General features: G+C 71.7%; 18 protein-coding genes and 3 tRNA genes. 7 read left to right on the top strand and 14 right to left on the bottom strand.

All coding sequences use genetic code 11. From position 1 onward, the window contains the following. Window positions 1–61: 61 nt before the first annotated feature. From OG410_RS14445 to OG410_RS14430, 4 genes are all read right to left on the bottom strand, one after another. A complete protein-coding gene (locus OG410_RS14445) occupies window positions 62–1,990 on the bottom strand; it encodes an ABC transporter ATP-binding protein (protein WP_329299511.1) in 1,929 nt (642 codons plus the stop codon). Beyond that, window positions 1,990–3,723 (bottom strand): ABC transporter ATP-binding protein, encoded by a 1,734-nt coding sequence (locus OG410_RS14440; protein ID WP_329299510.1) that lies wholly within the window; start codon window positions 3,721–3,723, stop codon window positions 1,990–1,992. The genes OG410_RS14445 and OG410_RS14440 overlap by 1 nt, the downstream gene beginning before the upstream one ends. A gap of 169 nt (window positions 3,724–3,892) precedes the next feature. Further along, on the bottom strand, window positions 3,893–5,347 hold the full coding sequence (locus OG410_RS14435; RefSeq protein ID WP_329299509.1) for an FGGY family carbohydrate kinase: 1,455 nt from the start codon (window positions 5,345–5,347) through the stop codon (window positions 3,893–3,895). Between the two features lie 159 nt (window positions 5,348–5,506). Further along, the gene (locus tag OG410_RS14430; protein WP_329299508.1) at window positions 5,507–5,812 is read right to left on the bottom strand and encodes a YtxH domain-containing protein; all 306 of its coding nucleotides are present in this window, start codon (window positions 5,810–5,812) and stop codon (window positions 5,507–5,509) included. A gap of 144 nt (window positions 5,813–5,956) precedes the next feature. On the opposite strand from OG410_RS14430, the gene OG410_RS14425 reads away from it, so the two are divergent. The 4 genes from OG410_RS14425 (at window position 5,957) to OG410_RS14410 (ending at window position 8,069) form a co-directional block, all read left to right on the top strand. Next, window positions 5,957–6,029 (top strand) — tRNA-Asn (locus OG410_RS14425). A gap of 5 nt (window positions 6,030–6,034) precedes the next feature. Next, window positions 6,035–6,107, top strand: a tRNA-Asn gene (locus OG410_RS14420). A 165-nt stretch (window positions 6,108–6,272) separates the two neighbouring features. Next, window positions 6,273–6,349 (top strand) — tRNA-Ile (locus OG410_RS14415). Between the two features lie 592 nt (window positions 6,350–6,941). Then, complete coding sequence (locus tag OG410_RS14410; protein WP_329299507.1) at window positions 6,942–8,069, top strand: helix-turn-helix domain-containing protein; 1,128 nt, start codon at window positions 6,942–6,944, stop codon at window positions 8,067–8,069. Window positions 8,070–8,218: 149 nt separating this feature from the next. On the opposite strand, the gene OG410_RS14405 is transcribed toward OG410_RS14410, so the two are convergent. From OG410_RS14405 to OG410_RS14370, 8 genes are all read right to left on the bottom strand, one after another. After that, window positions 8,219–8,998: a D-Ala-D-Ala carboxypeptidase family metallohydrolase gene (locus OG410_RS14405; RefSeq protein ID WP_329299506.1), complete on the bottom strand. Its 780-nt coding sequence runs from the start codon at window positions 8,996–8,998 to the stop codon at window positions 8,219–8,221. Between the two features lie 44 nt (window positions 8,999–9,042). Next, window positions 9,043–9,456: a hypothetical protein gene (locus tag OG410_RS14400; RefSeq protein WP_329299505.1), complete on the bottom strand. Its 414-nt coding sequence runs from the start codon at window positions 9,454–9,456 to the stop codon at window positions 9,043–9,045. Between the two features lie 33 nt (window positions 9,457–9,489). Next, a complete protein-coding gene (locus OG410_RS14395; protein ID WP_329299504.1) occupies window positions 9,490–9,882 on the bottom strand; it encodes a hypothetical protein in 393 nt (130 codons plus the stop codon). Between the two features lie 34 nt (window positions 9,883–9,916). Then, window positions 9,917–11,257: a GH25 family lysozyme gene (locus OG410_RS14390; RefSeq protein ID WP_329299503.1), complete on the bottom strand. Its 1,341-nt coding sequence runs from the start codon at window positions 11,255–11,257 to the stop codon at window positions 9,917–9,919. A 329-nt stretch (window positions 11,258–11,586) separates the two neighbouring features. After that, window positions 11,587–11,823, bottom strand: a complete 237-nt coding sequence (locus OG410_RS14385; RefSeq protein WP_329299502.1) for a hypothetical protein — start codon at window positions 11,821–11,823, stop codon at window positions 11,587–11,589. A gap of 593 nt (window positions 11,824–12,416) precedes the next feature. After that, on the bottom strand, window positions 12,417–13,166 hold the full coding sequence (locus tag OG410_RS14380; protein ID WP_329299501.1) for an SDR family NAD(P)-dependent oxidoreductase: 750 nt from the start codon (window positions 13,164–13,166) through the stop codon (window positions 12,417–12,419). A gap of 132 nt (window positions 13,167–13,298) precedes the next feature. Further along, a complete protein-coding gene (locus tag OG410_RS14375; protein ID WP_329299500.1) occupies window positions 13,299–14,984 on the bottom strand; it encodes a sensor histidine kinase in 1,686 nt (561 codons plus the stop codon). A 24-nt stretch (window positions 14,985–15,008) separates the two neighbouring features. After that, window positions 15,009–16,046, bottom strand: a complete 1,038-nt coding sequence (locus tag OG410_RS14370) for a rod shape-determining protein (RefSeq protein ID WP_329299499.1) — start codon at window positions 16,044–16,046, stop codon at window positions 15,009–15,011. 383 nt (window positions 16,047–16,429) lie between these two features. On the opposite strand from OG410_RS14370, the gene OG410_RS14365 reads away from it, so the two are divergent. Beyond that, a complete protein-coding gene (locus tag OG410_RS14365) occupies window positions 16,430–20,071 on the top strand; it encodes a S8 family serine peptidase (RefSeq protein WP_329299498.1) in 3,642 nt (1,213 codons plus the stop codon). A 154-nt stretch (window positions 20,072–20,225) separates the two neighbouring features. Here the strand turns inward: OG410_RS14365 and OG410_RS14360 are convergent, their stop codons facing one another. Together OG410_RS14360 and OG410_RS14355 are read right to left on the bottom strand one after the other, a co-directional pair. Next, entirely contained in the window at window positions 20,226–21,617 is a 1,392-nt protein-coding gene (locus OG410_RS14360) for a carboxyl transferase domain-containing protein (RefSeq protein WP_329299497.1), read from the bottom strand. Then, window positions 21,610–23,199: an acyl-CoA synthetase gene (locus tag OG410_RS14355; RefSeq protein WP_329299496.1), complete on the bottom strand. Its 1,590-nt coding sequence runs from the start codon at window positions 23,197–23,199 to the stop codon at window positions 21,610–21,612. Before OG410_RS14355 ends, OG410_RS14360 begins: the two co-directional genes overlap by 8 nt. A 298-nt stretch (window positions 23,200–23,497) precedes the next feature. Here OG410_RS14355 and OG410_RS14350 point away from each other — a divergent pair, with 298 nt between their 5' ends. Together OG410_RS14350 and OG410_RS14345 are read left to right on the top strand one after the other, a co-directional pair. Continuing rightward, window positions 23,498–24,166 (top strand): toxin-antitoxin system, toxin component, encoded by a 669-nt coding sequence (locus tag OG410_RS14350; RefSeq protein WP_329299495.1) that lies wholly within the window; start codon window positions 23,498–23,500, stop codon window positions 24,164–24,166. 123 nt (window positions 24,167–24,289) lie between these two features. Beyond that, window positions 24,290–25,513, top strand: a complete 1,224-nt coding sequence (locus OG410_RS14345; protein ID WP_329299494.1) for an RNA-guided endonuclease InsQ/TnpB family protein — start codon at window positions 24,290–24,292, stop codon at window positions 25,511–25,513. Window positions 25,514–25,594 lie beyond the last annotated feature (81 nt).

Raw genomic sequence — 25,594 nt, 5'->3', positions numbered from 1 at the left:
GGAGGGGCTGATTTCTCGCCGGACGGGTGAATTCCAGCGGGGGTCCAAGGGGAGGCGGGGCCTAGTCGACCTCGGCTACCGCCTGCGCGAACTGGGCCTGGTAGAGGCGGGCGTAGGCGCCGCCGGACTCCAGCAGGTCCGCGTGGGCGCCCTGTTCCACGATGGACCCGTCCTCCATCACGAGGATCGTGTCCGCGTCCCGGATCGTCGACAGACGGTGGGCGATCACGAACGACGTCCGCCCGTGCGCCAGCTTCGCCATCGCCTTCTGGATCAGCACCTCGGTGCGGGTGTCGACGGAGCTGGTCGCCTCGTCGAGCACCAGGATCACCGGGTCCGACAGGAACGCCCGGGCGATCGTGATCAGCTGCTTCTCACCCGCGCTGACCCCCGATCCCTCGTCGTCGATCACCGTGTCGTAGCCCTCGGGCAGCGTGCGGACGAACCGGTCGGCGTGTGCCGCGCGCGCCGCCTCCTCGATCTCCCCGCGGGTGACGTCCCGCGAGGCCCCGTACGCGATGTTGTCGGCGATCGTGCCCCCGAACAGCCAGGTGTCCTGGAGCACCATGCCGATCCTCGACCTCAGGTCGTCCCGGGACATGGAGGTCACGTCGACCCCGTCGAGGGTGATCCGGCCGCCCGTGACGTCGTAGAACCGCATGAGCAGGTTCACCAGGGTCGTCTTGCCGGCGCCGGTCGGGCCGACGATGGCCACGGTGTGGCCCGGCTCCACCTTCAGCGAGAGGTCCTCGATGAGCGGCTTCTCCGGGTCGTACCGGAAGGAGACGTGCTCCAGCGCCACGCGCCCGCGCAGCTCCTCGGGACGGGCCGACACCTTCGGGTCCGCCTCCTGCTCGTCCGCGTCCAGGACCTCGAAGACCCGCTCCGCCGACGCGACACCCGACTGCACCAGGTTCGCCATCGACGCGACCTGCGTCAGCGGCATCGAGAACTGGCGGGAGTACTGGATGAAGGCCTGCACGTCACCGATCGACAGCGAGCCCGAGGCCACCCGCAGCCCGCCGACCACCGCCACCAGCACGTAGTTCAGGTTCGACACGAACATCATCAGCGGCTGCATGACGCCGCTGTTGAACTGGGCCCGGAAACCGGCCTCGTACAGCTTGTCGTTCTGCTCGGCGAACTGCGCCGCCGACTCCTCCGCCCGACCGAACACCTTCACCAGGTTGTGGCCGGTGTACATCTCCTCGATGTGGGCGTTGAGCTTGCCGGTGGTGCGCCACTGCTGCACGAAGTGCGGCTGCGAGCGCTTGCCGATCCGAGTGGCGACGACGAACGACAGCGGCACCGTGACCAGCGCGACGAGCGCCAGCAGCGGCGACACCCAGAACATCATCGCGAGCACACCCACGATGGTCAGCAGCGAGTTGACGAGCTGGCCCATCGACTGCTGGAGGGTCTGCTGGATGTTGTCCATGTCGTTGGTGGCGCGGCTGAGGACCTCACCGCGCTGGCGCTTGTCGAAGTACGACAGCGGCAGCCGCGACAGCTTCGCCTGGAGGTCCTCGCGCATGCGGTAGACCGTCTTGTTGACGGCCCGGTTCACGAGCCGTGTGGCCACCGCCATCAGCAGTCCGGCCAGCAGGAACGTGCCGAGCGCGAACAGCAGGACGTGCCCGACGGCGGTGAAGTCGATGCCCTGGCCGGGGGTGAAGTCCGTCCCCGAGAGCATGTCGGCGACGCCGCCCTTGCCGCTCGCGCGCAGCGAGTCGAGAGCCTGGGCCTTGGTGGTCCCGGCCGGCATCTGGCGGCCGACGATCCCCGCGAAGACCAGGTCGGTGGCCCTGCCGAGGATCTTCGGGCCGACCACCGAGAGGCCGACGCTCAGCACGACGGCGACGAGCATCACGTACAGCGTGGCGCGCTCGGGCTTGAACTGGGTGAGGAGCCGTCGGCCCGACACCTTGAAATCCATCGAGCGCTGGTCAGGGCCGCCCCCGGCCATCATGCGCCCCATCGGCCCGGCCATCAGGCGGCCTCCGCTTCCGTCAGCTGGGAGAGCACGATCTCCCGATAGGTCTCGTTGTCCGCCATCAGTTCGTGGTGGCGTCCGGTGCCGACGACCCGGCCCTCGTCGAGGACCACGATCCGGTCGGCCTCCCTGATGGTCGACACCCGCTGGGCCACGATCACCACGGTCGCCTCGGCGGTCTCCTCGGTGAGCGCCGCGCGCAGCGCCGCGTCGGTCGCGTAGTCGAGGGCCGAGAAGGAGTCGTCGAACAGGTAGATCTCGGGGCGCTGCACGAGCGTGCGGGCGATCGCCAGGCGCTGGCGCTGGCCGCCGGACACGTTCGTGCCGCCCTGCGCGATCGGCGAGTCCAGCCCGTTCTCGAGCTGTTCCACGAAGCCCTTGGCCTGCGCCACCTCCAGCGCGTGCCACAGCTCCTCGTCGGTCGCCTCCGGGTTGCCGTACCGCAGGTTCGTGGCGACCGTCCCCGCGAACAGATAGGGCTTCTGCGGGACCAGTCCGACCGTCCTGGCCAGCAGCTTCGGCTCGATCGTCGCGACGTCCACGCCGTCGACGAGCACCTGGCCGTCGGTGGCGTCGAACAGGCGGGGGATCATGCCGAGCAGCGTCGACTTGCCGCTGCCCGTCGAACCGATGACCGCGGTGACCTCACCGGGCCGCGCGACCAGGTCGACGGACCTCAGGACCGGCTCCTCGGCGCCGGGGTAGCGGAACCCGGCCTCGCGGATCTCCAGGTGGCCGTGCCGGCGCAGCTCCAGGACGGGCGCGACCGGCGGGACCACGCTGCTCTCGGTGTCCAGGACCTCCTGGATGCGCTCGGCGCAGACCTCCGCGCGCGGCACCATCATGAACATGAAGGTGGCCATCATCACGGACATCACGATCTGCATCAGGTAGGCCAGGAACGCGGTCAGATCGCCGATCTGCATCTCGCCGCTGTCGATGCGGTGGGCGCCGAACCAGACGACCGCGATGGACGACAGGTTCACCACCGTCATGACGATCGGGAACATCAGGGCCAGCATCCGGCCGGTGGCCAGCGACGTCTCCGTGAGGTCGGTGTTGGCGCCCTTGAAGCGGTCCTTCTCGTAGCCGTCGCGCACGAACGCGCGGATCACGCGGTTGCCGGTGATCTGCTCGCGCAGCACCCGGTTCACGGTGTCCAGGCGCACCTGCATGGTCCGGAACAGCGGGCGCAGCCGGCGCACGATGAGCGTCACGCAGATGCCGAGCGTCGGCACCACGGCGACGAGCACCGCGGACAGCGGCACGTCCAGGCCGAGGGCGAGGATGATGCCGCCCACACACATGATCGGCGCCGACACCAGCAGGGTGAACGTCATCAGCGCGAGCATCTGCACCTGCTGGACGTCATTGGTGGTGCGCGTGATCAGCGACGGCGCGCCGAAGTGGCCCACCTCACGCGCCGAGAACGACTGCACGCGGTCGAAGACGGCGCCCCGGATGTCCCGGCCCACCGCGGACGCCGTACGGGCTCCGTAGTAGACGGCCCCGATGTTGCAGACGACCTGGGCCAGCGAGATGCCGATCATCAGGGCGCCGAAGGTCAGGATGTAACCCGTGTCACCCTTCACGACACCGTTGTCGATGATGTGCGCGTTGAGGGTGGGCAGGTAGAGCGTGGCGCAGGTCTGCAGGAACTGCAGCAGCACCAGCAGGGCGATGGGTTTCTTGTACGGACTGAGGTGGGTCCGCAGGAGTCGTATGAGCACGCGGGGTCTCTCGGAATCGTGGACGGCGGGGGTGACCGACGGGCTGTGCATGGTGCACGCACCACCCCCTATCGTCGGACACTCCCCCCGCGTTACCTCAACCGATTAACCCAAGTGCGGTCCAAAAATGGACGCCGCCTCCGCCTTCGGTCGTACGTCCTCGGAGGGGTTACGCCCGGAACGCCCCGGGATGCGCCTGTTCGCGCACGGTGACGTACTGCTGCCGTACGGCCTGTCCCACGGCGAGTTCGTCACCGGGCTCCAGCACCTGGGCGACCGGACCCTGCCACAGGGGCGGGGTCCGCGGGTCGAGCGTGCCCCGCGCGGCGCCGAGGGCCCAGGCGGCCTGACGGGCGGCGCCGAGCGCCGCGTAGTCCGCGGGCTGCGGTACGACGACCTGCGCGCCGAACAGCGCGGGCGCCACGGCCTGGACGGCGGGCAGCTCGGCGGCCTGGCCGAGCAGGAAGATCCGGCGCACGTCGACACCCCGGCCGCGCAGGACGTCCAGCGCGTCCGCGAGTCCGCACAGCATGCCTTCGAAGGCCGCCCGCGCCAGGTGCTCGGGCTTCATCGACTCCCGGCGCAGACCGGCCAGCGTCCCCGCCGTGTGCGGCAGGTTCGGCGTGCGCTCGCCCTCCAGGTACGGCAGCAGGACGAGCCCGTGCGAGCCCGGCGTCGACTTCATCGCCAGCTCGGACAGTCCCTCCAGGTCGGGCACGCCGAGGAGCTCCGCGGCCCCGCGCAGGGCCCGTACGGCGTTGAGCGTGGTGACGACCGGGAGGTGCATGCCGGTCGCGTCCGCCAGGGAGGTGATCATGCCGGTGGAGTCCGCCAGCGCCTCGACATGGACGGCCATCACGGAGCCCGAGGCGCCCAGCGACACCACCGCGTCGCCGAGCCCGATGCCGAGCCCGAACGCCGCCGCCATGGTCTCGCCGGTCCCGGCGGATATCAGCAGGCCCTCGGGCGTGGTCCCCGCGGCCTCGGAGGGGCCGAGCACGTCCGGCAGCCCGGCCTGGTGGCCGAGCGCCAGTTCGACCAGGTCCTGCCGGTACGCGCCGGTCGCCGCCGACCAGTACCCGGTCGCCGAGGCGCCGCCCCGGTCCGTGGTCCTGCGCACGGGCCGTCCGAGAAGCTGCCACACCAGCCAGTCGTGGGCCTGGAGCAGCATGCTGGTGCGCCGGGCGGCGTCGGGTTCGGTCTTGCTCAGCCAGCGCAGCTTGGTCACCGGCTGCGCGGCCTGCGGGACACTGCCCACCGCCTGCGCCCACGCCTCGCGACCGCCGAGCGCGTCGATCAGATCGGCCGCCGAGACCTGCGCCCGCTTGTCGCCCCCGACCATCGCGGGGCGCACGGTGTTGCCCTGCGGGTCCAACGGGACGAGCCCGTTCTGCTGGGCGGACACGCCGATGGCCTGGACGCCCTCGAGCAGCCCGCCTCCCGCGGCCTCGCCCAGGGACAGCAGCCAGGCCTGGGGGTCCACGTCGGAAGGACGGCCGCCACCCTCGGCGCCGTCGAGCGGATGTGGCGCATAACCCTGCCTCAGCACGGCACCCGTGTCCGAGTCGCAGACGACGATGCGAGTGAAATCGGGCGCACTGTCCAGCCCGGCGACTATCCCCATGGCGGGAATTCTGCCGTACGGCGGGAGCCGGTGCCGCCGGGCCGTCCCAAGGACGGGCGGCATCGGCCTCCTGGGGTCTGCCGTCCGGACCAGGCGGGGCCGAGGCGCGGTGCCTTGCCGGCTGCCCCGCGTCCCGCCCCATGATCCGGACGACACGCCCTACGTGTTGCTGGTGCCCCAGTCGTCCTCGCCGGTGCCGGCCGCGTTCCGCTCGCGCAGGGAACGCACCCGGTCCGTGACCGAGTCGGGGACGCGGTCGCCCACCTTCTCGCTCACGGTGTGCAGCGCCTTGCCCGCGATCTCGCGGCCCTGGTGCGCGGCGGTCTCCGCGGTGTTGCGCACCGCGGGGTTCTGCGCGACCTGGCGCATGGACTTCTTCAGCTGTTCGTAGCGCTCGCGCCCGGCCCGCGTGCCGAGCACGTAACCCAGGGCCAGTCCGGCGACGAACGTGAGCCGGTAGCGCATGACGACCACCCTTCCCTTGCGTCGGCATCGGTGCGGAGGGAACCGATTGGCGGAGCACCCCCCTGCTTGCGCTAATGTATGTGTCGCAGCAAGCGCACGCCCCCTGGCGAATACCCAGGTGGGTGCGTTCGATGCAAAGATCAATCCCCTGTAGCTCAATTGGCAGAGCAGCCGGCTGTTAACCGGCAGGTTACTGGTTCGAGTCCAGTCGGGGGAGCTCGATCTCCTGTAGCTCAATTGGCAGAGCAGCCGGCTGTTAACCGGCAGGTTACTGGTTCGAGTCCAGTCGGGAGAGCAACGAAAGAGGACCCTTCGGGGTCCTTTTTCATGTCCGCGGGAACCGCCCAGGGCATGCCGAAGGCATCATGGTCGCGCGAAGCCGACCAGCTGGAGCAGGAGATCGTATGAGCGGCTATGCTGCGGCAGACGGCGCGCACAAATGTGCGCGGCGCGCCGTAACGGGGCGGTAGCTCAGCCGGTTAGAGCAGCGGACTCATAATCCGTCGGCCGTGGGTTCGAGTCCCACCCGCCCCACCACGCAGGCGTCCGATCGGCGAATCGCCGGCAGTGAGAACGGCCTCGACCCGCACGGACAGCTCGTTCCGCAGTCGGGAGCACGGCCGCAGGCGGCCCCTGTGGGCGGTGGCACGGTCGTCGGGGACAGCACCCGGGCCAGGCTGACAGAGGATCACCCCAACGGCTTGTCCTGCCCCCGCACACCGTCCGGACGGCGACCTTCCGTACCCGCCCCGCCGAGGGCCCCACATCACCCGAGGGCCTGAGAACTCCAGGGGTGAGCCGCCCCGCGCGAGAGCGCCCCTCGGTGGCCGTCCGAGACGTACGGAGCCCGTCCGCCGCCCTCACCGGCCATCGCGGGTCGGTGAACGCCATGGCGTTCAGCCCCGACGGGTGGCTGCCGGCCGGCGGGGGCGCGCCGACGGGACGGTGATGTTGCGGGACACGCGTTGACGTGCTTTTCGGCGTGGCGCCGGACCTGTCGAATGACGATTTGTCACATACGGTCGTTCACAAGGCTGTTGACGATCGCATTCCGGCACTCAAAGAGCGCGCACAGATTCCGCGGTGTAGCTTCTACCCGTCAGTAGAGGGCTTGAGCAAGGGTGGATGCGTGGCTGCCCCTTCGCAAACCGAAAAGTTCGCCGCCTGCCTTCGGATGCTGAAGGACCGCAGTGGCCGGGGCTATGACCGCCTCGGGAAGGAAGCGGGCGTCAGCGGCTCCAGTCTGCATCGCTACTGCTCCGGCCTCGGCGTCCCGACGGACTACCGGGTCGTGCACTCCTTCGGCAAGGTGTGCGGAGCCAGTCCGGAGGAACTCCGCGAACTCCACCGGCTGTGGGCGCTGGCGGACACCGACCGGAACGCACCGGCCGTGACCGCCGTGACCACCGAGGGCGGCCCCGAACCGGAACCGACGCCGGAGGGTCCTGTCGTGACCGCGCGGACGGCCCCCGGACCCGACGCCGCCGCCCCGCCGGAGACCGCCCCCGCCGGAACCGGGAAGCCGCTACGGCCCCGGGTGCCCGAGAAGCTGTCCTCCCGCTTCGCGGTACTGGCCGGCGCGGTCGTGGTCGTGATGGGTCTGGTGGCCGGTTTCGTGTGGATGCCGGCCGACGCCCCGCCGTCGGCCGAGGACGGCCTGCTGTACTCCTCCGCGTGCAAGTCGGTGAGCATGGGACAACACGACGAGTGCGTGCGCGAGGTCCAGACCCTGCTGGTGCGGGCCAAGGGCAGGCTCGCCGTCGACGGTGACTTCGGGCCCGAGACCCTGCGCAGGCTCACCGCGTTCCAGGTGCTGGCGGGCATGCCGGCCAGCAGCGTCGTCGACGAGGAGACGAAGAAGGCGCTCTACGCGCAGAAGGTGAGCATGGCGACCTGGTCGCCGGACAAAGTGGCGAAGCGCATCCGTGAGGTGTTCGCCGAGGACCCCGGCACCGCCGTGGCCGTCGCCCGCTGCGCCTCGTTCCTCGACCCGCTGTGGGTGCTGCCCAACACCAACGGCAGCCGCAACTGGGGCGTGTTCCAGATCTCCGACGTCCGCCTGCGGGAGCTCGGCGGCACACCGCTGCGGGCGTTCGACCCGGAGTGGAACATCCGGGCGGCCCACCGGTTGTGGAGCGCCCGGCACGACTTCCACGACTGGCCCTCCTGCGAGGCGGCGCTGAAGGACGCGAAGAGCACGGAGAACGCGAAGAGCGCGGAGAACGCGAAGGACGCGAAGGACGTGCCGAAGGGCTGAAGCCCGCAAGCCGGACGCCCGCAAGCCCGCAGCCTGAAGCGCGCAAGCCGGAAGCCGGAAGCCGGACGTCGGACGCCCGCAAGCCGGAAGTCCCGGGTACCGCCGCCGCGGTACCCGGGACTTCCGGCTCCGGATCACCCGGGACGGTGTCAGACCGTGCCGCTCTCCCACCACCAGTCGCGGCCGAGGTCGGCCCGGCTGTCGACGTGCTGGTGGTCGACGGTGTACCGCTCCAGGCCGGAGAACCCGCAGGTCTCCGCCTTCTGGTAGACGGTCTTGGTGGCCACGCCGGGAACGTCGAGGTCGGCCGCGGTGCCGTACAGGTGCATGCTGTCGCTGGCCCCGCCGATGTCGGCGTTGTGCTCGATGCTGCGGAAGCCGGAGTTGACCGTGATCGGCTTGTCGCCGAGCTTCTTGCGCAGCGCCTCCAGCTTGTACATGCAGCGTCGGGCGTTCTCCTTCACCTGCGCCGCGCTCACCTTGCCGCCGTTGAAGTTGCCGCTCGCCTGGTCGTAGAACTCGCTCCAATTGAAGTGGGCCGTGGAGCCGTCCGACTGCTCCAGCGCGTTGAGCTTCGCGTGGGTGTTCGGACCGGCGATCCCGTCGTCGTCGAGACCGTACGCCGCCTGGAACCGCTTGACGGCCGCGGCCGTGCCGGGACCGAAGTCGCCGTCCAGGCCGACCCGGGTCTGGCTCGCACTGTTGGCCGCCCAGCCCGAGACCCGGATCTGCAGCTCCAGCACGTCGGCGCCGCTGTCGCCCTGCTTCATGGTGCGCGACCACGAGTAGGCCTGCGCGGTACCGGAGAACAGCAGCGGGCCGAACGCCAGGCCGGCGCCGACAGCCAGCGTGCCGCGCAGCATGCTGCGGCGGTCGAGCGGGCGGCTGCCGGCGGAGCGGCCGCCGGCGGAACGGAAGAGGAAGGTCATCGTCGTCCTTTCGGAACGGTGGTGCGAGAAGGAGCGGAAAGAGGTCAGTAGGCGAGCTGGAAGTCCACGTTCTGCGCGTCGGTGTCATAGGGGCCGACGCGCAGGACGAAGCGGGTGCCGTCCTTGACGTCGGTGGCGACGGTCGCCCACGAGGTGCCGTGGAGGGAGTACGTGTTGTCGTGGTTGCACTTGTCGGTGTGGTCGACGAACACCACGCAGGCGTACAGGAACACCCCGTCGTCCGTGGTGAGCCGCATGTTGATGTCACCGCACCGTGAGGACGTGGTGTAGGAGCCGTACTCCTTGGGTCCCACCTGGTAGCGGTAGTTCAGGTTCTTCGCGCCGCCGTAGCAGCTGGTCGCCGCGGCCGAGGACTGTGCGGCGGCGGGCGCGGCACCCGCTCCCAGCAATGCGGCCACGGTGATGAGAGCCGAGGCGAGCGCCCTGGTCTTGATCATGGTGGTCTCCGTTCGGTGAGGTGGGTGAGGGGGTCAGAAGGCGATCTGGAAGGTGGCGGAACTGCCTTCCAGGTCGACGCCGTTGGGCACGGTGAACCTGGTTCCGTTCAGGACGTCGGTGGCGATGGTCGTCCAGCTCCGGCCGATCTTGGTCCAGTAGTTGCAGGCGCCGGCCCTCGCGAACTGCACGCAGGCCCAGCCGAACTCGGCGTCGCCGCCGGTCATCCGCATGTTGATGTCCGTGCAGCGGCTCGTGGTCACGTACGGGCCGAAGTCGCGCACCTCCCCGTAGTGCACCGTGACCGCGCCGCCGTAACAGCTCGTGGCGGCGGCAGCGGCGGGGGCGGCCGAGGCGGGCGCCGGAACGGTGAAGCCCAGGGCGACGAGCAGCGCGACGAGGGACGCGCGGGCGAATCGGCCGGTCATGCGGGTCCTCCTCGATACGTCGATACGTCCGGGATCACCGGTTGGCCAGCCGGTCCAGATCGGCCTGGGTGCCGTTGAACACGTCCCCGGTCGCCGGCGCCCGGACGCCCGGGAAGATCGCGGCGTCGGTGTACTGCCACATCGCCCAGGTCGTCGAGCCGTTCGGCACCGGCGGCTGGGTGATCGACTGGCGGTAGTCGGCGAGTTGCAGCGGATACCGGGCGAAGGCGGTGGTCGACCCCATGCAGTCGTCCAGGAAGGACTTCTGGGTGTAGATCATCGGGACCCGGCCGAAGGCGCTCTCCACCCGGTCGAGCCAGGCCTTGGCGTCGGCCACCGTGCCGTAGGTGGGACAGCGCCCGCTGCCGTCGTCCATGCGCTCCAGGTCGAAGATCGGCGGCAGGTCGCCCGCCCGCTTCCCCGTGTAGCCGGTCGCCCGCACCGCGGCGATGAACCGGTCGGCCTGCGCGGCACCCGTGTCGGCCGCCGTGCCCGTGTAGAAGTGGTACGGCGCCACGGCCAGCCCTGCCGTCCTGGCCCCCTCGAGGTCTGTGGCGAGGTATTCGTCCGTGACGTTCATGCCCCGGGTGGCCTTGACCGTCGCGAACTCGGCACCCGAGGCCCGTACGGCCTTCCAGTCGATCGGCGCCCCGCCGGGGTGCTGGTACTTGGCCGTGTCCAGACCGTCGATCGGGTGACCGGCGGGGTGGGGCGGCGTGCAGTACGCGTTACGGCTGGACCAGTCCACCAGCTTGGCCCAGGTGTTCGGGCCCACGGTGCCGTCGGCGCTGAGGTTGGCGCAGTGCTGGAGCTCGATGACCCGGTCCTCGGTGCCGCCCCCGAAGTCGCCGTCGATGGTCAGCGGCGGATAGTGGAACGGCTCCATGGCGAGGTTCAGCCGGCACTGGACCTCCTTGACCTCATCGCTCTTCGTGCCCTTCTTGAGGGTCGGGCGCGCGTCGGTGTGGCCGCACACGGTCGCCTGCGCCGTGCCCGCCGTGCCCTGGGTCGCGCAGGTGTGCGGCTGTGCGGCCCAGGTGTTCAGCGCTGCCCAGGTCTGCGGGCCGAGCACGCCGTCCGCGCTCAGCCCGGCGCACCGCTGGAACTCCTTGACCCGCGTCTCCGTCCCCGGTCCGAACGAGCCGTCCGTCGCGATCGGCGTGTACCGGCTCGGCTTCGTCGCCAGGTCGAGTTCGCACTGCGCCTCGACCGTCGCGTCCCCCGTGGATCCCTGCTTCAGCGTGGGCTGTTCGCTCGTGTGCCCGCAGACCGCGACTGCCGCGGCCGGCGCCGCCTGCACCGCCGCGGGTCCGCACAGGGGCAGGACCGCTGCCACGGCGAGGGTCAGGCCCCGCAGTAGCGTCCTTGTTCCCATCTGGTGTTCCCCCTCTGATGATCAGAGCCGGGAATCCCCAGCCGCCGCCATGCTGGCAGCGCCGGTTCCCGCGGGGGATCCTCTTGATCGGGATCGGGACGTCGGGACAGTCCCACGCATGTGACCTGCGGGAACGCATCACCGCTGGGACGGGCATGGGACACGGGCGGCGACGGGACCCGGTCCGGGCGCGGGCATGCGGATCGGCGCCGTCCGGCGGCCCCACCGGGGAGAGGGGGCATCGTGGTCCCCGGGGCCCGCCGGACGGCGTCTTCGCGCGCGCTGTCGGCCTGTCGGCCTGTCGGTGTCTCGGTCCGCGGGGCGGACGGTCAGGTGTTCGCGGACCGCTGTTCGGCGAGGAACTCCACCAGCTCCCCGGGCACGAGGTGCCCGGCTTCCGGCTCCTCGTGCTGGACGGGATGAATGCCGTGGTCCGTGAGGCCCCGCACGAACTGCTCGGGCAGTCTGTCGCCCTCGACCAGGTGGAGATCGAGGAGGGCCTTCCGTGCAGCGGGATCCAGTGCTTCCCACCACTGCGTGACGCGCGCGCTGTGTCTGCTGTTCATGCGCCCCAGGTGAACACGGACAAACGGCCGTGAACAACCGAAAACGCCGGTCGCGTCGGACAGGTCGGGATGGGGCGTGCCGATCCAGCGGGTGACAGAACATCCTGCTCGGAGGGTAGGAGGGGCGATTCCGTGGGCACCATGCGTCTATGCGCGTCGACGAGGACGCCGGTCTCATCAGTCATGAGGAGGGGTCATGAACCGTCAGATCCGGATTCGCGTCAACCGGCGGCCCGCCGCTCCGCGCGAGACGCCGATCGACCGCAGGACCCCCTCGGGACGTCTCCTGCCGTACTGATCCACGCGCCCTGACCCGTCCGCACCGACTCACCTGTACGTGCGGAGAGCACGGCCCGCCGGGCGGATGCCCGGCGGGCCGTGTCATGTCCGGGGTGTGGTCCGGTCGTCGGTTCCGGGCCGCGCGGCGGCGTACGACGAGGACCGCGCCCGCACCGGTGGCGGATGGTTGTACGGTCCGGCGGAGCTCGAGGTCCGTCCTCCGCCGCGGAACCGGCCCCGCCGCCCGTCCGCGCCGGGCCCGCTCCTCCGTCCGTCGGCGGCGGGCCCGCTCCTCCGTCCGTCGGCGGCGGGCCCTAACGGCCCAGTGCCGCACCGCCGTTGACGTGCAGCAGCTGACCCGTCAGGTACGCCGCCTCCGGGGACGCGACGTACCGGATCGCGGCCGCGATCTGCGCGGGGTGGCCGGGCTGCCCGGTGAGGGACTGGGCCACGCGGGCGGCGACGAACTCCGGGGTGGCGCGGTCCCCGAAGAACTCGGTGTCGCCGACGAAGCCGGGGGCCACCGCGTTCACGGTGATGCCCTCGGAACCCACGCGCTGGGCGAGATCGTAGGTGTACGTGTTGATCCAGCCCTTCGAGCCGCCGTACGAGCCGGGGCCGCGCAGCGAGGCGATCGAGGAGAGCTGCACGATGCGGCCCCCGGGGCGGCGCACGTGGGGGAGCAGCGCCTCGGTGAGCAGGACGGCGGTCAGCACGTTGGCGTCGAAGTTGCGCCGGTAGCTGTCGGCGACGGAGGCGAGGCTGCCGTCGTGCGCCACGGCGGCGTTGCCGCCCGCGTTGGCGACCAGGACGTCCACCGGAGTGCCGTCCGCGACGATGGAGTCCCGGGCCGCGCCGACCTGTTCGGGGTCCGCCAGATCCACCGCGTGCCAGGACGCGGCCGCGGGCCCGAACCGCTCGTTCAGCGCGTCGGCGGCCTTGCGCAGAACGTTCTCGCGGCGGCCCAGAAGCACCACCCGGTCCCCGTCTGCGGCGAACACCTCCGCCGTCGCCAGCCCGATCCCCGTACCCCCGCCGGAGACCACCACATGCCGTCCACCCATGTCCGCCCACCCCGTCCCGGTATTCCTGGATGTGAATCTCGGTCATGTACAGATACTGATCGGGAGGCTACGGAGGGTCTGAAGCGACGTCAAGTGATCCGGCTGTGCGCTCGGTTGACCTGTGGAGGGCCGCTACACCGGTGACTGCCAGACGACGTCCGTGCCGGGGGCGCCCATGTCGTCTCCGCCGCCCGGCGCGTTTTCGGCCGAGGTGCCCGAAGCCTCGGAGGCGCCGTTCGGGGCGCCGTCGTCGTGGACCGTCAGGCGGACGCCGGGACGGCCGTCCGGCAGGGTCACCGTCACGTCGACGACGACCTCGATCCGTGACACCCCGGGGCGTCGCGAGGCGGCGGCCAGGGCGCGCCGCAGTGCGGCGAGGAGCCGGCCGGCCACCGGCTCGGTGATCCGGTTCTCCACCGGGCCCGCGAACCGGGTGGACGGCTGGACCCTGAGGACCGCCGCCGCGCCGGCCGTCTCGCGCAGGACCCTGCCGCGCAAGGTGGTGGGGGCGTCGGCCGGCGGCTGCTGCAGCGCGAAGATCGCGGTGCGTACCTCCTGGACCGTGGCCTCGAGTTCGTCGACCGCACGGCCGAGGGCCGCGGACACCTCCTCGGCCTCGCCGTCACCGCCGTCTTCGTGGGCTGCGTTCCTGCGCTGGGTCGACTCCAGCATCATGCCGGTCGCGAAGAGGCGCTGCACGACCAGATCGTGCAGGTCACGGGCGATGCGGTCGCGGTCCTGGTACACCGCGAGGAGTTCACGGCTGTGCCGGGCGTCGGCCAGGACCAGGGCGAGCGCGGCCTGTGAGGCGAACTGGGTGGCCAGCAGGCGTTCGACCTCCGTGTACGGGCGGTCGCCCCGCCCGCGCGGCAGGGCCAGCGTGCCGATGAGCCGGCCCTCGGTCTGCAGGGGCAGCATCATGCTCGGCCCGAACCGGGACCGTACAGGGGTCGTCATCCGCGGGTCGGTCGCCGAGTCCTCGATGAACACCGGCTCCCCGCCGAGGAGTTGTTCGAGGACGGGGCTGCCGGGCGCGATGGTCGTACCCACGATGCCGGTGGGGTCCCCGGGGGTGGAGGCGACCACGATCTCCATGCCGCCCTCGTCCGTGGGCTTGAGGATGATCCCCGCCGAGGCTCCCGCGAGAATCCGGGCGCGTTCGGCGACCGTCGTCAGCGCGTCGGCTCCGACCCCGCCGCTGAGCAGGGTGGTGGTGACGGCGGCGGCACCCTCGATCCAGCGCTCCCGCTGCCGGGCCGTCTCGTACAGCCGGGCGTTGGCGATCGCGATGCCGGCCTGCGTGGCGAGCAGGCGCACCAGCTGTTCGTCCTCGAGGGTCACCGGCCCGGTGGACTTGTCCGCCAGGTAGAGGTTGCCGAACACCTCGTCGTCGACCCGGATGGGAACGTCCAGGCAGATGTCGGGCTCGGGGGAGCCGGGGGAGCCGGGGGAGCCGGGGTGCCCGGGAGCGACGGGGTGTCCGGGAGTGGCGGGGGGCCCGGAAGTGACGGGGTGTCCGGGAGCGCCGGAAGACCCGGAAGACCCTTGCGTCTCCGGCTCCTCGGGTGCCTTCGGCTCCTCAGGTGCTTCCGGCTCCTCGGGCCGAGGGCCCGTCTCCGGGATGTGCGGGCTCGCCGTGCGGATCCGTACCAGCCCGTCCCGCCCCGGATCCCGCATCCCCAGCGCCGCGTACCGGGCCCCGGTCAGCTCGGCGGCGGCGTCCACGATCCGCTGGAGGGTCGCGCGCAGTTCGAGCTCGGTGCCGACGCTGAGGACCGCTTCCAGGAGGGGTGTGAGACCGGGCGCGGGGTCGGTCATGCGAGGCCCTCGGACGCCGGTTCGTCAGTTCGCCAGCGGGTTCAGGACCATCGGCTCGATCTTGCCCTCCAGCATGTAGCCGAGCCCCTGGACGGCACAGACGTCGGGCCGCTCGGCGATGTGGACGGGTACACCGGTCGCCTGCCGGAGCATCTGGTCGAGCCCGGGGAGCAGCGCGCTGCCGCCGACCATCATGATCCCGCGGTCGGCGACATCGGCCACCAGATCGGGCGGGCAGGACCGCAGCACCTTGCCGACACCGTCCAGCACGGCGGTCAGCGGTGTCTCGATCGCCAGGCGTACGGCGGCGGTGTCGACCTTCACGGAACGCGCCAGCCCGGTCGCCACGTCCCGCCCGTGGATCTCGGTCAGGGCCGGTCCGTGCGGGGTCAGCCCGTTCCCGGAGAGGGCGAGCTGAAGGGGCCGTACGGCCTGACTCGGCAGCATCAGCTCGTGCTGGTGGCGCAGGTGCTGGACGATCGCGTGGTCCACGGCCTCACCGCCGACCGGGATGCGTTCGGCGGTGACGATCGAACCCAGCGACAGCACGGCGAGCTGGGTCGCGGCGGCCCCGCAGACCATGATCATGGTGGCTTCGGGCCGCTCGACGGGCAGCCCGCAGCCGACCGCCGCGGCGATCAGCGTGTCGACGAGCTCGACCCGCCGCGCCCCCAGCCCGACCAGCGTCTCGATCGTGGCGCGCTGCGCCAGCGGGTCCGCGTCGTGCGGCGTGCAGGCCGCGGCCCGCAGCCGGGGCTTGCGGCGCAGGGTGCGCCGGACCTTGTCGCCGAGCAGATTGCGCAGCATCCGCTGGGCCATGTCGATGTCGACGACGGTGCCGCCGGACACCGGGCGCACCACCCGGATGTAGTCGGGCGTACGGCCCGTCATGCGCTCCGCGAACTCCCCGACCGCGATCAGCGCGCCCGTCTTCGTGTTGATCGCCGCGACGCTCGGCTGATCGACGACCAGGCCCACGCCCCGCACCCAGACACGGGTCCGCGAGGCGCCCAGGTCGACGGCGAAGTGACAGCGGCGCAGCTGCTCCAGACTGGCGGTCATGGCAGGTCCTCCCGAGAGCGCAGACCGTGGGGCTCCGCCGGGCGGCGGTCCTCTCTCGCATCCTGCGGGCGTGGGGAGGGCGGCGCCCCTTTTGGACGGCCGGGCGAGGTGCCGCCGGACGGGTGGTCCGACTCGTTCCCCGGACCCGGCCCCCGACCCGATCCCCGGGACCGCCCCACTCGATCGCCGAACTCGGCCTCGCCACTTGGGGGCTGTCCCGGTTTCTGCGGCTCCTACCGGCATGTCCTGGCGGGAAGCCGCCAGGGCGCCTTCCCGCCAGGCTTCGTCGGCGCCTTCGCGGCACGAGCCCCCCGACACTCTTCGCAAGCACCGGGCGCCACCCCCTGCCCGGCGCGCGCACGGCCGACGAAGAGAGGCCATGAATGACCAGAGGACCACTGATACGTCCGGCGGCGCTGCTGTCGGCCGGGCTCGTGCTCGCCCTGTTGCCCACGGGGCAGGCCGGCGCCCTCGCCGCCGCGGACACCGCGGACCCCGGGACCACCGGCGCCCCGGCGAAGGCGAGTGCCGCCGGTGCCGCGCACACCGTCACCCTCGTGACCGGCGACAAGGTGACCGTCACCGACGTCGGCGGCGGAAAGAAGACCGTCTCCGTCGTACGCCCCCGCGGGGCCGACGGGGCCGTGCGCACCCAGGTCGCCGACGGCGCCGTCACCGTCGTACCGGACGAGGCGCTGCCGTATCTGCGGGCCGGCACCCTCGACCGGCGGCTGTTCGACGTGAGCGAGCTGATACGGCAGGGGCTCACCGACCGGCAGACGGGCGAACTGCCGCTGATCGTGACGTACGACCCGAAGGCGCGGACCACGGTCCCGGGCGGGGCCGAGCGGACCCGCTCGCTGCCGAGCATCCGCGGCGCGGCCGTCGACGCGGACAAGGGCCGGACCTTCTGGAAGGCGATGACCCGTCAGGCGGGGATCGGCAAAGTCTGGCTCGACGGGCGGGTCGAGGCCGACATGGCCGGGAGCAACGCGCAGATCGGCACCCCGAAGGCCTGGGAGGCCGGGCTCACCGGCAAGGGCGTGACCGTCGCCGTCCTCGACACCGGCGTCGACACGAGCCACCCCGACCTGGCGGGCCGGGTCTCGCAGACCAAGAGCTTCATCGACGGGCAGGAGGTCGCCGACCGCAACGGGCACGGCACGCACGTCACCTCCACCGTGGGCGGCACCGGCGCCGCATCCGACGGCAAGGAGCAGGGCGTCGCGCCCGAGGCCACGCTCGCCGTCGGCAAGGTGCTCAGCGACCAGGGTTCGGGCAGCGAGTCGCAGATCATCGCCGGCATGGAGTGGGCCGCGCGCGACGTGCACGCCAAAGTGATCTCGATGAGCCTCGGCTCGACCGAGCCCAGCGACGGCACCGACCCCATGGCCGCAGCCGTCGACACCCTCTCCGAGGAGACCGGCGCCCTCTTCGTCATCGCGGCCGGCAACACCGGCGCCCGCTCCTCCATCGGCTCGCCCGGCGCCGCCGACTCCGCCCTGACCGTCGGCGCGGTGGACTCCAACGATGACGCCGCCTACTTCACCAGCGCCGGGCCCCGCTACGGCGACAACGCGCTCAAGCCCGACCTCTCCGCACCCGGCGTCGGCATCCTCGCCGCCCGCTCCCAGCTCGTGAGCGGCAGCGGCTACTACACCTCCATGAGCGGTACGTCGATGGCGACACCGCACGTCGCCGGCGTGGCCGTGCTGCTCGCCCAGGAACACCCCGACTGGACCGGCGCCCGGCTCAAGGACGCGCTGATGTCGACGTCGAAGCAACTCGACGCCTCTGCCTACCAGTTGGGCTCCGGCCGGGTGAGCGTCCCGGACGCGGTCGACGCGAAGATCACCGCCACCGGCAGCGCCGACCTCGGCTTCTACAGCTGGCCCTACGAGGACGACAAGCCGGTCACCCGGACGCTCACCTACACCAACTCCTCCGACGCGGCGGTGCGGTTGACGCTCGCCGCGGAGGGGGCCGGCGAGGGTGTCGCCACCCTCGCCGACACCACGCTCACGGTGCCCGCGCACGGCACCGCGTCCACCACGGTCACCGGCGACGGCTCGAAGGCGCCGGTGGGCGAGACCTCGGGGCGGATCGTGGCGTCGGTGGACGGCACGCCCGTCGCACACACCGCGTTCGGGCTGGTCAAGGAGGAGGAGCGGTACACGCTCACCGTCCACGTGAAGGACCGGGACGGCGCCCCGACGGCTGCCTATCTCGCGGTGCAGCAGCTGGCGCAGGACGTCGACGCGTACTCCGCCTCCGTCGGAGACTCCGGCACCCTGGAACTGCGGCTGAGGCCCGGCACGTACAGCCTCACGTCCTTCCTCGACGTACGCGGCAGCCACGGCGCCGACTCTCTCGGCGTCGGCTTCCTCGCCGCACCCCAGATCACTCTCGACCAGGACCGCGAAGTCACCCTGGACGGGCGGACGTTGCGGGAGATCAGCGCGAAGGTCGACCGGCGCACCGAGACCCGGCAGCTCCTCATGGAGTACGACCGCAACGGCGGCGGCTCCGACCTGTTCGACGCGATCCAGGTACCCGTCAAGTACGACAGCATCTTCGCCGCGCCGACCCCGAAGGTCACCGAGGGCACCTTCGACTACCGGACCGTGTGGCGGCTCGGGAAGCCGCTCCTCGAGGTCGCGGGCGTCAAGGAGGCCGTCGCCCAGCCGGGCGGCACCCTGATCGAGGGCCGCAGCAGGCTGCCGCTGGCCGACGTCGGGGACGGGCCGTTCACCGGGGTGAGCGGCAAGGCCGTCCTCGCCCGGCTCACCGACGGCGCCGACCCGTCCGCGCTCGCCCAGGCGGCCCAGGACGCGGGAGCCAAGGCCCTGTTCGTCACCGACGACAAGGCGGGACGCCTCAACGCCTGGTTCGGCACGGACGACAACGAGAACCGGCCGCTGCAGATCGCCACCGTCAACGCGGCGGACGCGGCACGACTGCGCGCGACCCGGACCGTCGACATGACCGGCACGCGCAACACGCCCTACGTGTACGACCTTTCGCACGGCTACAGGAACGCCGTGCCGGACCGGAGTCTCACCTACGAACCCAAGCGCGGTGAACTGGCCGTGCTGGACGCCAGGTTCCACGCCGCGAAGCCCGTCCCGGGCAGCGAGTTCCGCTGGTCGATCGCCGACCCCTTCCCCATCGGCCTCGGCTTCCAGGAGCGGATCGACTACCCGGCCGAGCGGACCGACTACGTCTCCACCGGCCCCGGACAGACCTGGACGGAGTCCTCGTACGTCGGGGACGGAGCGCTGGAGGAGCGCAGCGGCCTGGTCCCCTACCGGGGCGGCAGCCACGAGACCCTGAACTGGTTCAAGCCCGTCCGGCACCCCTGGCTCGGCACCGGACTGGGCTGGGGCCAGCAGCGCGCGGGCAACGACATCCGGTTCAACACACCCGGCTGGGGCGACTCCGGTCCCGACCACACCGGCTTCGGCGACGTGTGGAGCGAGGACACCGGGATGACGCAGTTCACCGAGGTCTATCAGGACGGTGTCCTGGTCGACCAGGGGAAGAGCTCCGCCGGATACGTCTGGGACGCGCCCGCCGACGAGCACACCTACAAGGTCGTCACGGACACCACCCTCGACCCGGAGCGCTGGAAGCTCTCCACGAAGGGCCACACCGAGTGGACCGTCCGCTCGGCGGCCACCCCCGAGGACCACTACACGTTCCTCCCGCTCATCAACCTCGGCTACGACATCGACACGGACCTCGCGGGTGACGTGCGCGGCGGCCGGGTCCCGGTGAGCGTCTACGCCGAGTACGTGAAGGGCGCGCCCGGCACCGGCACCATCGGGGGCGGAAAGCTGGAGGTCTCCTACGACGACGGGACGACCTGGAAGACGGTCCCGCTCACCGGCGGCGGCAAGGCCCGCTGGCAGGGCACGCTGAACGTGCCGCGCGGCGCCGGGTTCGTGTCGCTGCGGGCCTCCGCCCGCGACGACCGGGGCGGCACGGTCGGCCAGGAGACCATCCGGGCGGTGGGCGTCCGGTGACCGGCCGCCGGGCGGCGGGCTCCCCGGGGGAGAGCCCGCCGCCCGGCCCACGTCCCCGCGAACGCCCGATCAGGGCGGCCACCGCGCTGGTGGCCCACCGAGCGGACGGCCGTCGGTCCCTCTTGGGAGGGAGGAACCGACGGCCGTCGTCCGTTCACCCTCCGGTGCGGTGCGGCGAGATGCCCCGGATCACTCCCAGGTCCAGCAGATCCTGCGGCCGGAGCCGCAGTTGAGCCGCCGTGGCCCGGACCTCGTCGGCGGGCCGCTTGAGGATGGCGGCCGCCGACTCCGGCGCGATGACGGAGAAGTAACTGTCCGGCGTGGCCCAGGTGTTGCCCGGAGCGGCCAGCGCCAGCGCACCGCCCGAACCGCCCTCGCCGATCACCAGCGTGGTGACGGGAGTCCGGGCCGTGGCGACCGCCGCGAACAGGTCCGCGATCGCCGCGCCGGCCCCCTGCCGCTCGGCGAGCGCGTCGTTCGCGGCGCCGGGGGTGTCCACCAGCGTCAGCACCGGGATGCCGAGCCGTCCAGCCATCCGGACCAGCCGGGCGGCCGTGCGGTATCCGGCGGGACGGGTCGGGGTCCCGCGCTGTGCGGCGTACGCGACGGTCCGCCCGTCGTACGCGCGGCCGAAGCCGCACAGCACGCCGTCGTCCGTGCCGCCGCAGCGGTCCCCGCCGATCGCGACCCGGCGGGTGAAGTACGAGTCCAAGTAGGCTTCGGCGCGCGGCCGTTCGGCGGCCCGGGCGCGCCGCACCGCGTCCCAGCCGGTCGCGGGCAGATCGGCCGCCTCGCCCAGCGCGGCCGGGACGGGCGCCGCCCCGCCGGCGGGCCGGGTGAGCAGGTCCAGCCACAGGGCGAGCGCCTCCCGCAGCCCGTCCTTCGGTACCAGGGCGTCGACCGAGCCCGCCGCGACCTGCGCCTCGGCCGTGTACGCGGCCGGGTCCGCGTCGGGCGGGCGGACCCGGGAGCCCGCGAAGGCGACCTGGGCGCCCGGCAGCGCCAGGGTCACATCGGCGCCCGCGCCGAGCGTGGCCCAGCCGCCGCCCGTCGTCGGGTCCCGCAGGACCGCGATCTGCGCGAGTCCCGCCTCCCTGGTGAGCGCCGACTGCCGTGCCACCCGCTGGAGCTGGGTCAGCGCGAGCATGCCCTCCTGCATCCGGCTGCCGCCCGTGGCGACGAGCGAGACGACGGGCAGCCGGTGCGTACGGGCATGGTCGTAGGCCGCCTCCAGACGGTCCCCGGTGCGTTCTCCGAGGGAACCGCCGAGGAAGCCGAACTCGAAGGCGACGAGGACGGCGGTGACCGGACCGAGCGGAGCCCTGCCGTCGATCGTGGTGCCGAAACTCGCCGTCCCGAAGGTCGCGGTGCCGCAGACGACGGACTCCTCCTCGCCGGTGCGGTCCGCGGCGCGCGCCCGCGCCTCGCCGTACCCCTCCCAGGAGAGCGGGCCGTCGGGCGGGAACCCGCCGTCGGAGGAGGGGAGTTCGGCGAAGCTGTCGGTGACCAGGGCGATGGCCTCACGGGCCGAGATCCGTTCAGTCACGCGGCAGCTCCCGCTTCAGGATCTTGCCCATGTCGTTGCGGGGCAGCTCGTCCAGGAAACGCACGGTGCGAGGCCGCTTGTGCGGGGCCAGCAGGCGGGCGACGTGGTCGGCGAGCGCGTCGGCGGACGGCGGCGCGTGCGGGTCGAGCGGGACGATCCAGGCCGCGACGCGCTCACCGAGGTCGGCGTCCGGTTCCCCGGCGACGGCGGCCTCGCGCACCCCCGGGTGTTCGAGGAGCGCGTTCTCGATCTCGCCCGCGCCGATCTTGTAGCCGCCGCTCTTGATCAGGTCGGTGGCCTTGCGGCCGACGATACGGACCGAACCGTCGGGGTCGAGGACCGCCATGTCGCCCGTGCGGAACCAGCCGTCCGCCGTGTGAGCGGCGGCGGTGGCGTCGGGCCGGTTCAGGTACTCGGTGAACAGATTCGGCCCGCGCACCTGGATCTCGCCGACGCTCACACCGTCGTACGCGCCGGTCGGGGTGCCGTCCGCCTCGTACCCGGCGATCGTCGTCCCGTCCTCCTCGACGAGCCGCAGACCGACGCCGGGCAGCGGCACGCCGACCGTGCCGGGGCGGACCTCCCCGTCCGCCCGCACGCTGGTGTTCATCAGGGTCTCCGTCATGCCGTACCGCTCGACCACCCCGCGACCGGTCGCGGCCCTGATCCGCTCGTGGTCGTGCAGGGGCAGCGCCGCGGAGCCCGACACCAGCAGCCGCGCCCGGCCCAGCGCCCCGGAGAGCCCGGGGTCCTCGCCGAGTGCCTCGGCGAGCCGGTGGTACATCGTCGGCACCCCGAACACCATGGTCGCCCCGGCGTCCAGCTCCCGCGCCACGCCCTCGGCGCTGAACCGGCCCAGATGCCGTACGGACCCGCCGCGCCGCAGCGGGCCCAGGATGCCGATGATCAGCCCGTGCACATGGAACAGGGGCAGACCGTGCACCAGCACGTCGTCGCCGGTCCACTGCCAGGCGTCGGCCAGGGCGTCCAGGGTCGCGGCGATCGCCCGGCGCGGGATGACCGCGCCCTTGGGCGGCCCGGTGGTGCCGGAGGTGTAGACGACCAGGGCGGGGGCGGCGGGGTCGGTGACGGTCCCGGGGGCCGTGGCGGGGGCGGTGGGTTCGGTGGGCGTGGCGGAGCCCGGGGATCCCGTGCCGCCGGAGACCCCGGCCGCTGCCCCCGTTTCCCCCTCCGTGTCCGCCTTCGCGTCGGCTTCCGCATCCGCGTTCACCTGGACGTCGATACGGTCCAGCGTGCCGAGCGGAGCGGGAAGAACATCGCCCGGGGCCGCGAGCACGAGGGACGGCGCGCTGTCCCCCACGATGTGGCCGAGCTCCGTCTCCCCGGACTTCGGGTTCAGCGGTACGGCCGGCACCCCGGCGAGCAGCGCGGCGACGACGCCGACGGCCGTCTCCAGGGTCGGCGTCGCCCAGACGGCGACCCTCCCGGCACCGTCGAGCCGTACGGCCAGCGCTTGAGCGGAGGCGGCCAGTTCCGCGTACGTCAGGGACCGATCGCCGAAGCGCAGCGCGGACCGGTCCGCGACCGAACCGCCCACCAGGGCCGGGAAGAGGGAGAACACGAGGACTCCTTGCCGAGAGGACTTCACCGGGAGGGACAGGCTCTTCCTACACGATCGGGCTCCGGGATCGGGTGGCCTGCCGCACGATCGCGCCGAGGACGTGGAGGGGGCGCGCAGGCGCCGTAAGGATCGTTCCGAAACCGGGAACGATCGCCGGGGAACCGTGGCGTGGACGGACCCGGACACGTAGTGTCGGCCTCGCGTCACAACTTGACGAGTCAACTGCCGGGAGACCTTTGGTGAGTGAGTCCCCGTCGCTCTTTCCCGACGTCCCGCCCGACGGCGAGGGGGCGGAGCGATGACGACGAAGCCGTCCGGCTCCGTCGGAAGGTTCGTGGCGGCGCTGCGCCCGCGCGGAGCCCGCTCCGAGATGCGGGCGCTCGCGGTGGAGCTCGGCCGGGTACTGCGCAGAAGGATCGATACGCCCGTCGACATGAGGGAGCTGGCGCAGGCCCTCTGCGAGGAGATGAGCCGGCGCCGGGGCGGCCGTCCGGTCCAGCTCCGCTTCGAGCGCTTCCCCGACGAGATCGAAGTCACCGGTCTGTGGATGGAGTTCGGCGACTTCGACCTCGTCGTCGTCGAGGAGCGCGCCGAGACGGTGCAGCAACTCGTCATCCTGGGGCACGAGTTGTGGCACATGAAGGAAGGCCACCGCGACCACCACGTGGACGGCGCCAGGGCCGTCGCACGGGCGGCCCTCTCGGACCGGTCCGGCTGGCACGACTCCGGATCCCGGGCGACGCCGTTCCGGCAGGAGGTCGCCCGCGCCGTCGCCGCCCGCGACGGATCACGTCAGGCGGACGAGGCTCAGGCCGAGGCCTTCGGCCTGCAACTGGCCAGCGTCTTCCGTACCTGGGTGACCAGCCGCGGCGACAGTGCCCCCGTCGACCCGGTGGGGCGCGCCATCGAGGCCTCCCTCGGCTACCGAGATTCCTTCGCAGTGCTCCGGACTTCAGACAGGGAGTGAAGCGAATCCTGTGGCGGCGTCGCGGTGGCGTTCTGGCGGAGCCGGGCTCTGCCCGGTGACGGTGACGGTTCGCGCGTGTGTTCCCGGTGACGTCGCGGGTTCGATGTGTCTAGTGTGATCGTCGTGCAGCTCCGGTACAGCTTTCGCCTGTACCCGGACGCCGGTCAGCGGACCGCGTTGGCGAGGGTGTTCGGGTGCGCGCGTGTCGTGTTCAACGACGCGGTGCGCGCCCGCGAGGACGCCCGGAAGGCGGGTGCGGCATTCCCGACGGCAGGTGAGCTGTCCCGGAAGCTGATCACCGAGGCGAAACAGACGAAGGAGCGTTGCTGGCTGGGCGAGGTGTCCGCGGTCGTGCTCCAGCAGGCTCTGCGCGACGCCGAGGCCGCCTACCGCAACTTCTTCGCCTCCCTGAAGGGAACCCGTAAGGGCCCAAGGCTGGGTGCGCCCCGCTTCAAGTCCCGCAAGGATGCCCGCCAGTCCGTCCGGTTCACGGCCAACGCCCGCTGGAACATCACCGCCGACGGCCGTCTGAACCTGCCGAAGATCGGCGCGGTGAAGGTGAAGTGGTCCCGCACCCTGCCCACCGTCCCCACCTCCGTCACCGTCGTCAAGGACGCGGCCGGACGGTACTTCGCCTCCTTCGTCGTCGACACCGACCCCGCCGCCGACGCAACCCGGATGCCCGACACCGACCACACCATCGGCATCGACCTCGGCCTGACCCACTTCGCGGTCCTCTCGGACGGCACGAAGATCGACTCTCCCCGGTTCCTGCGCCGCGCGGAGAAGAAACTGAAGAAGGCCCAGCGGGAGCTGTCCCGCAAACAGAAGGGATCAAAGAACCGGGCCAAGGCCCGCCTCAAGGTCGCCCGCGTCCACGCCAAGGTGGCCGATGCCCGCCGCGAGTTCCACCACCAGGTCTCCACGAAGCTGATCCGCGACAACCAAGCGATCGGCGTGGAGGACCTGGCGGTCAAGGGACTCGCACGCACCAGGCTGGCCAAGAGCGTGCACGACGCGGGCTGGGCTTCGTTCGTGAACATGCTGGCGTACAAGGCCGCCCGGTACGGCCGCATCCTGGTGAAGATCGGCCGGTTCGAACCAACCTCCCAGACCTGCTCCACTTGTGGGGTCAAGGACGGGCCCAAACCCCTCGGCGTGAGGGAATGGACCTGCACCGCCTGCGGCACCGTCCACGACCGGGACCAGAACGCCGCACTCAACATCAAAACGGCCGCCGGACTGGCGGCATCGGCCTGCGGAGCGCCGGTAAGCCCAGAATCCGTTCTGGCACAGCGCGAAGAAACAGGAAGCCACGGATTCAAGACCGGAAACCGCGCCGCATAGCGGCACGGCAACCAGTCGAGAAGGCCAGAATCCTCACCCCGCAGGGCGAGGAGCATGTCAACGCAGGCCCCAGGACTGCCA

The organism is Streptomyces sp. NBC_00659, assembly GCF_036226925.1.
Lineage (GTDB): Bacteria > Actinomycetota > Actinomycetes > Streptomycetales > Streptomycetaceae > Streptomyces.
Note: the sequence above shows the minus strand (reverse complement) of the source record. Positions and strands in the feature narration are given on the sequence as shown.

Bases quoted from the DNA above. Each gene is read 5' to 3' on its own strand.
- OG410_RS14445 (WP_329299511.1), bottom strand. From the start codon at position 1,990: ATGGCCGGGCCGATGGGGCGCATGATGGCCGGGGGCGGCCCTGACCAG.
- OG410_RS14435 (WP_329299509.1), bottom strand. From the start codon at position 5,347: ATGGGGATAGTCGCCGGGCTGGACAGTGCGCCCGATTTCACTCGCATC.
- OG410_RS14430 (WP_329299508.1), bottom strand. From the start codon at position 5,812: ATGCGCTACCGGCTCACGTTCGTCGCCGGACTGGCCCTGGGTTACGTG.
- OG410_RS14405 (WP_329299506.1), bottom strand. From the start codon at position 8,998: ATGACCTTCCTCTTCCGTTCCGCCGGCGGCCGCTCCGCCGGCAGCCGC.
- OG410_RS14400 (WP_329299505.1), bottom strand. From the start codon at position 9,456: ATGATCAAGACCAGGGCGCTCGCCTCGGCTCTCATCACCGTGGCCGCA.
- OG410_RS14395 (WP_329299504.1), bottom strand. From the start codon at position 9,882: ATGACCGGCCGATTCGCCCGCGCGTCCCTCGTCGCGCTGCTCGTCGCC.
- OG410_RS14390 (WP_329299503.1), bottom strand. From the start codon at position 11,257: ATGGGAACAAGGACGCTACTGCGGGGCCTGACCCTCGCCGTGGCAGCG.
- OG410_RS14385 (WP_329299502.1), bottom strand. From the start codon at position 11,823: ATGAACAGCAGACACAGCGCGCGCGTCACGCAGTGGTGGGAAGCACTG.
- OG410_RS14380 (WP_329299501.1), bottom strand. From the start codon at position 13,166: ATGGGTGGACGGCATGTGGTGGTCTCCGGCGGGGGTACGGGGATCGGG.
- OG410_RS14375 (WP_329299500.1), bottom strand. From the start codon at position 14,984: ATGACCGACCCCGCGCCCGGTCTCACACCCCTCCTGGAAGCGGTCCTC.
- OG410_RS14370 (WP_329299499.1), bottom strand. From the start codon at position 16,046: ATGACCGCCAGTCTGGAGCAGCTGCGCCGCTGTCACTTCGCCGTCGAC.
- OG410_RS14365 (WP_329299498.1), top strand. From the start codon at position 16,430: ATGACCAGAGGACCACTGATACGTCCGGCGGCGCTGCTGTCGGCCGGG.
- OG410_RS14350 (WP_329299495.1), top strand. From the start codon at position 23,498: ATGACGACGAAGCCGTCCGGCTCCGTCGGAAGGTTCGTGGCGGCGCTG.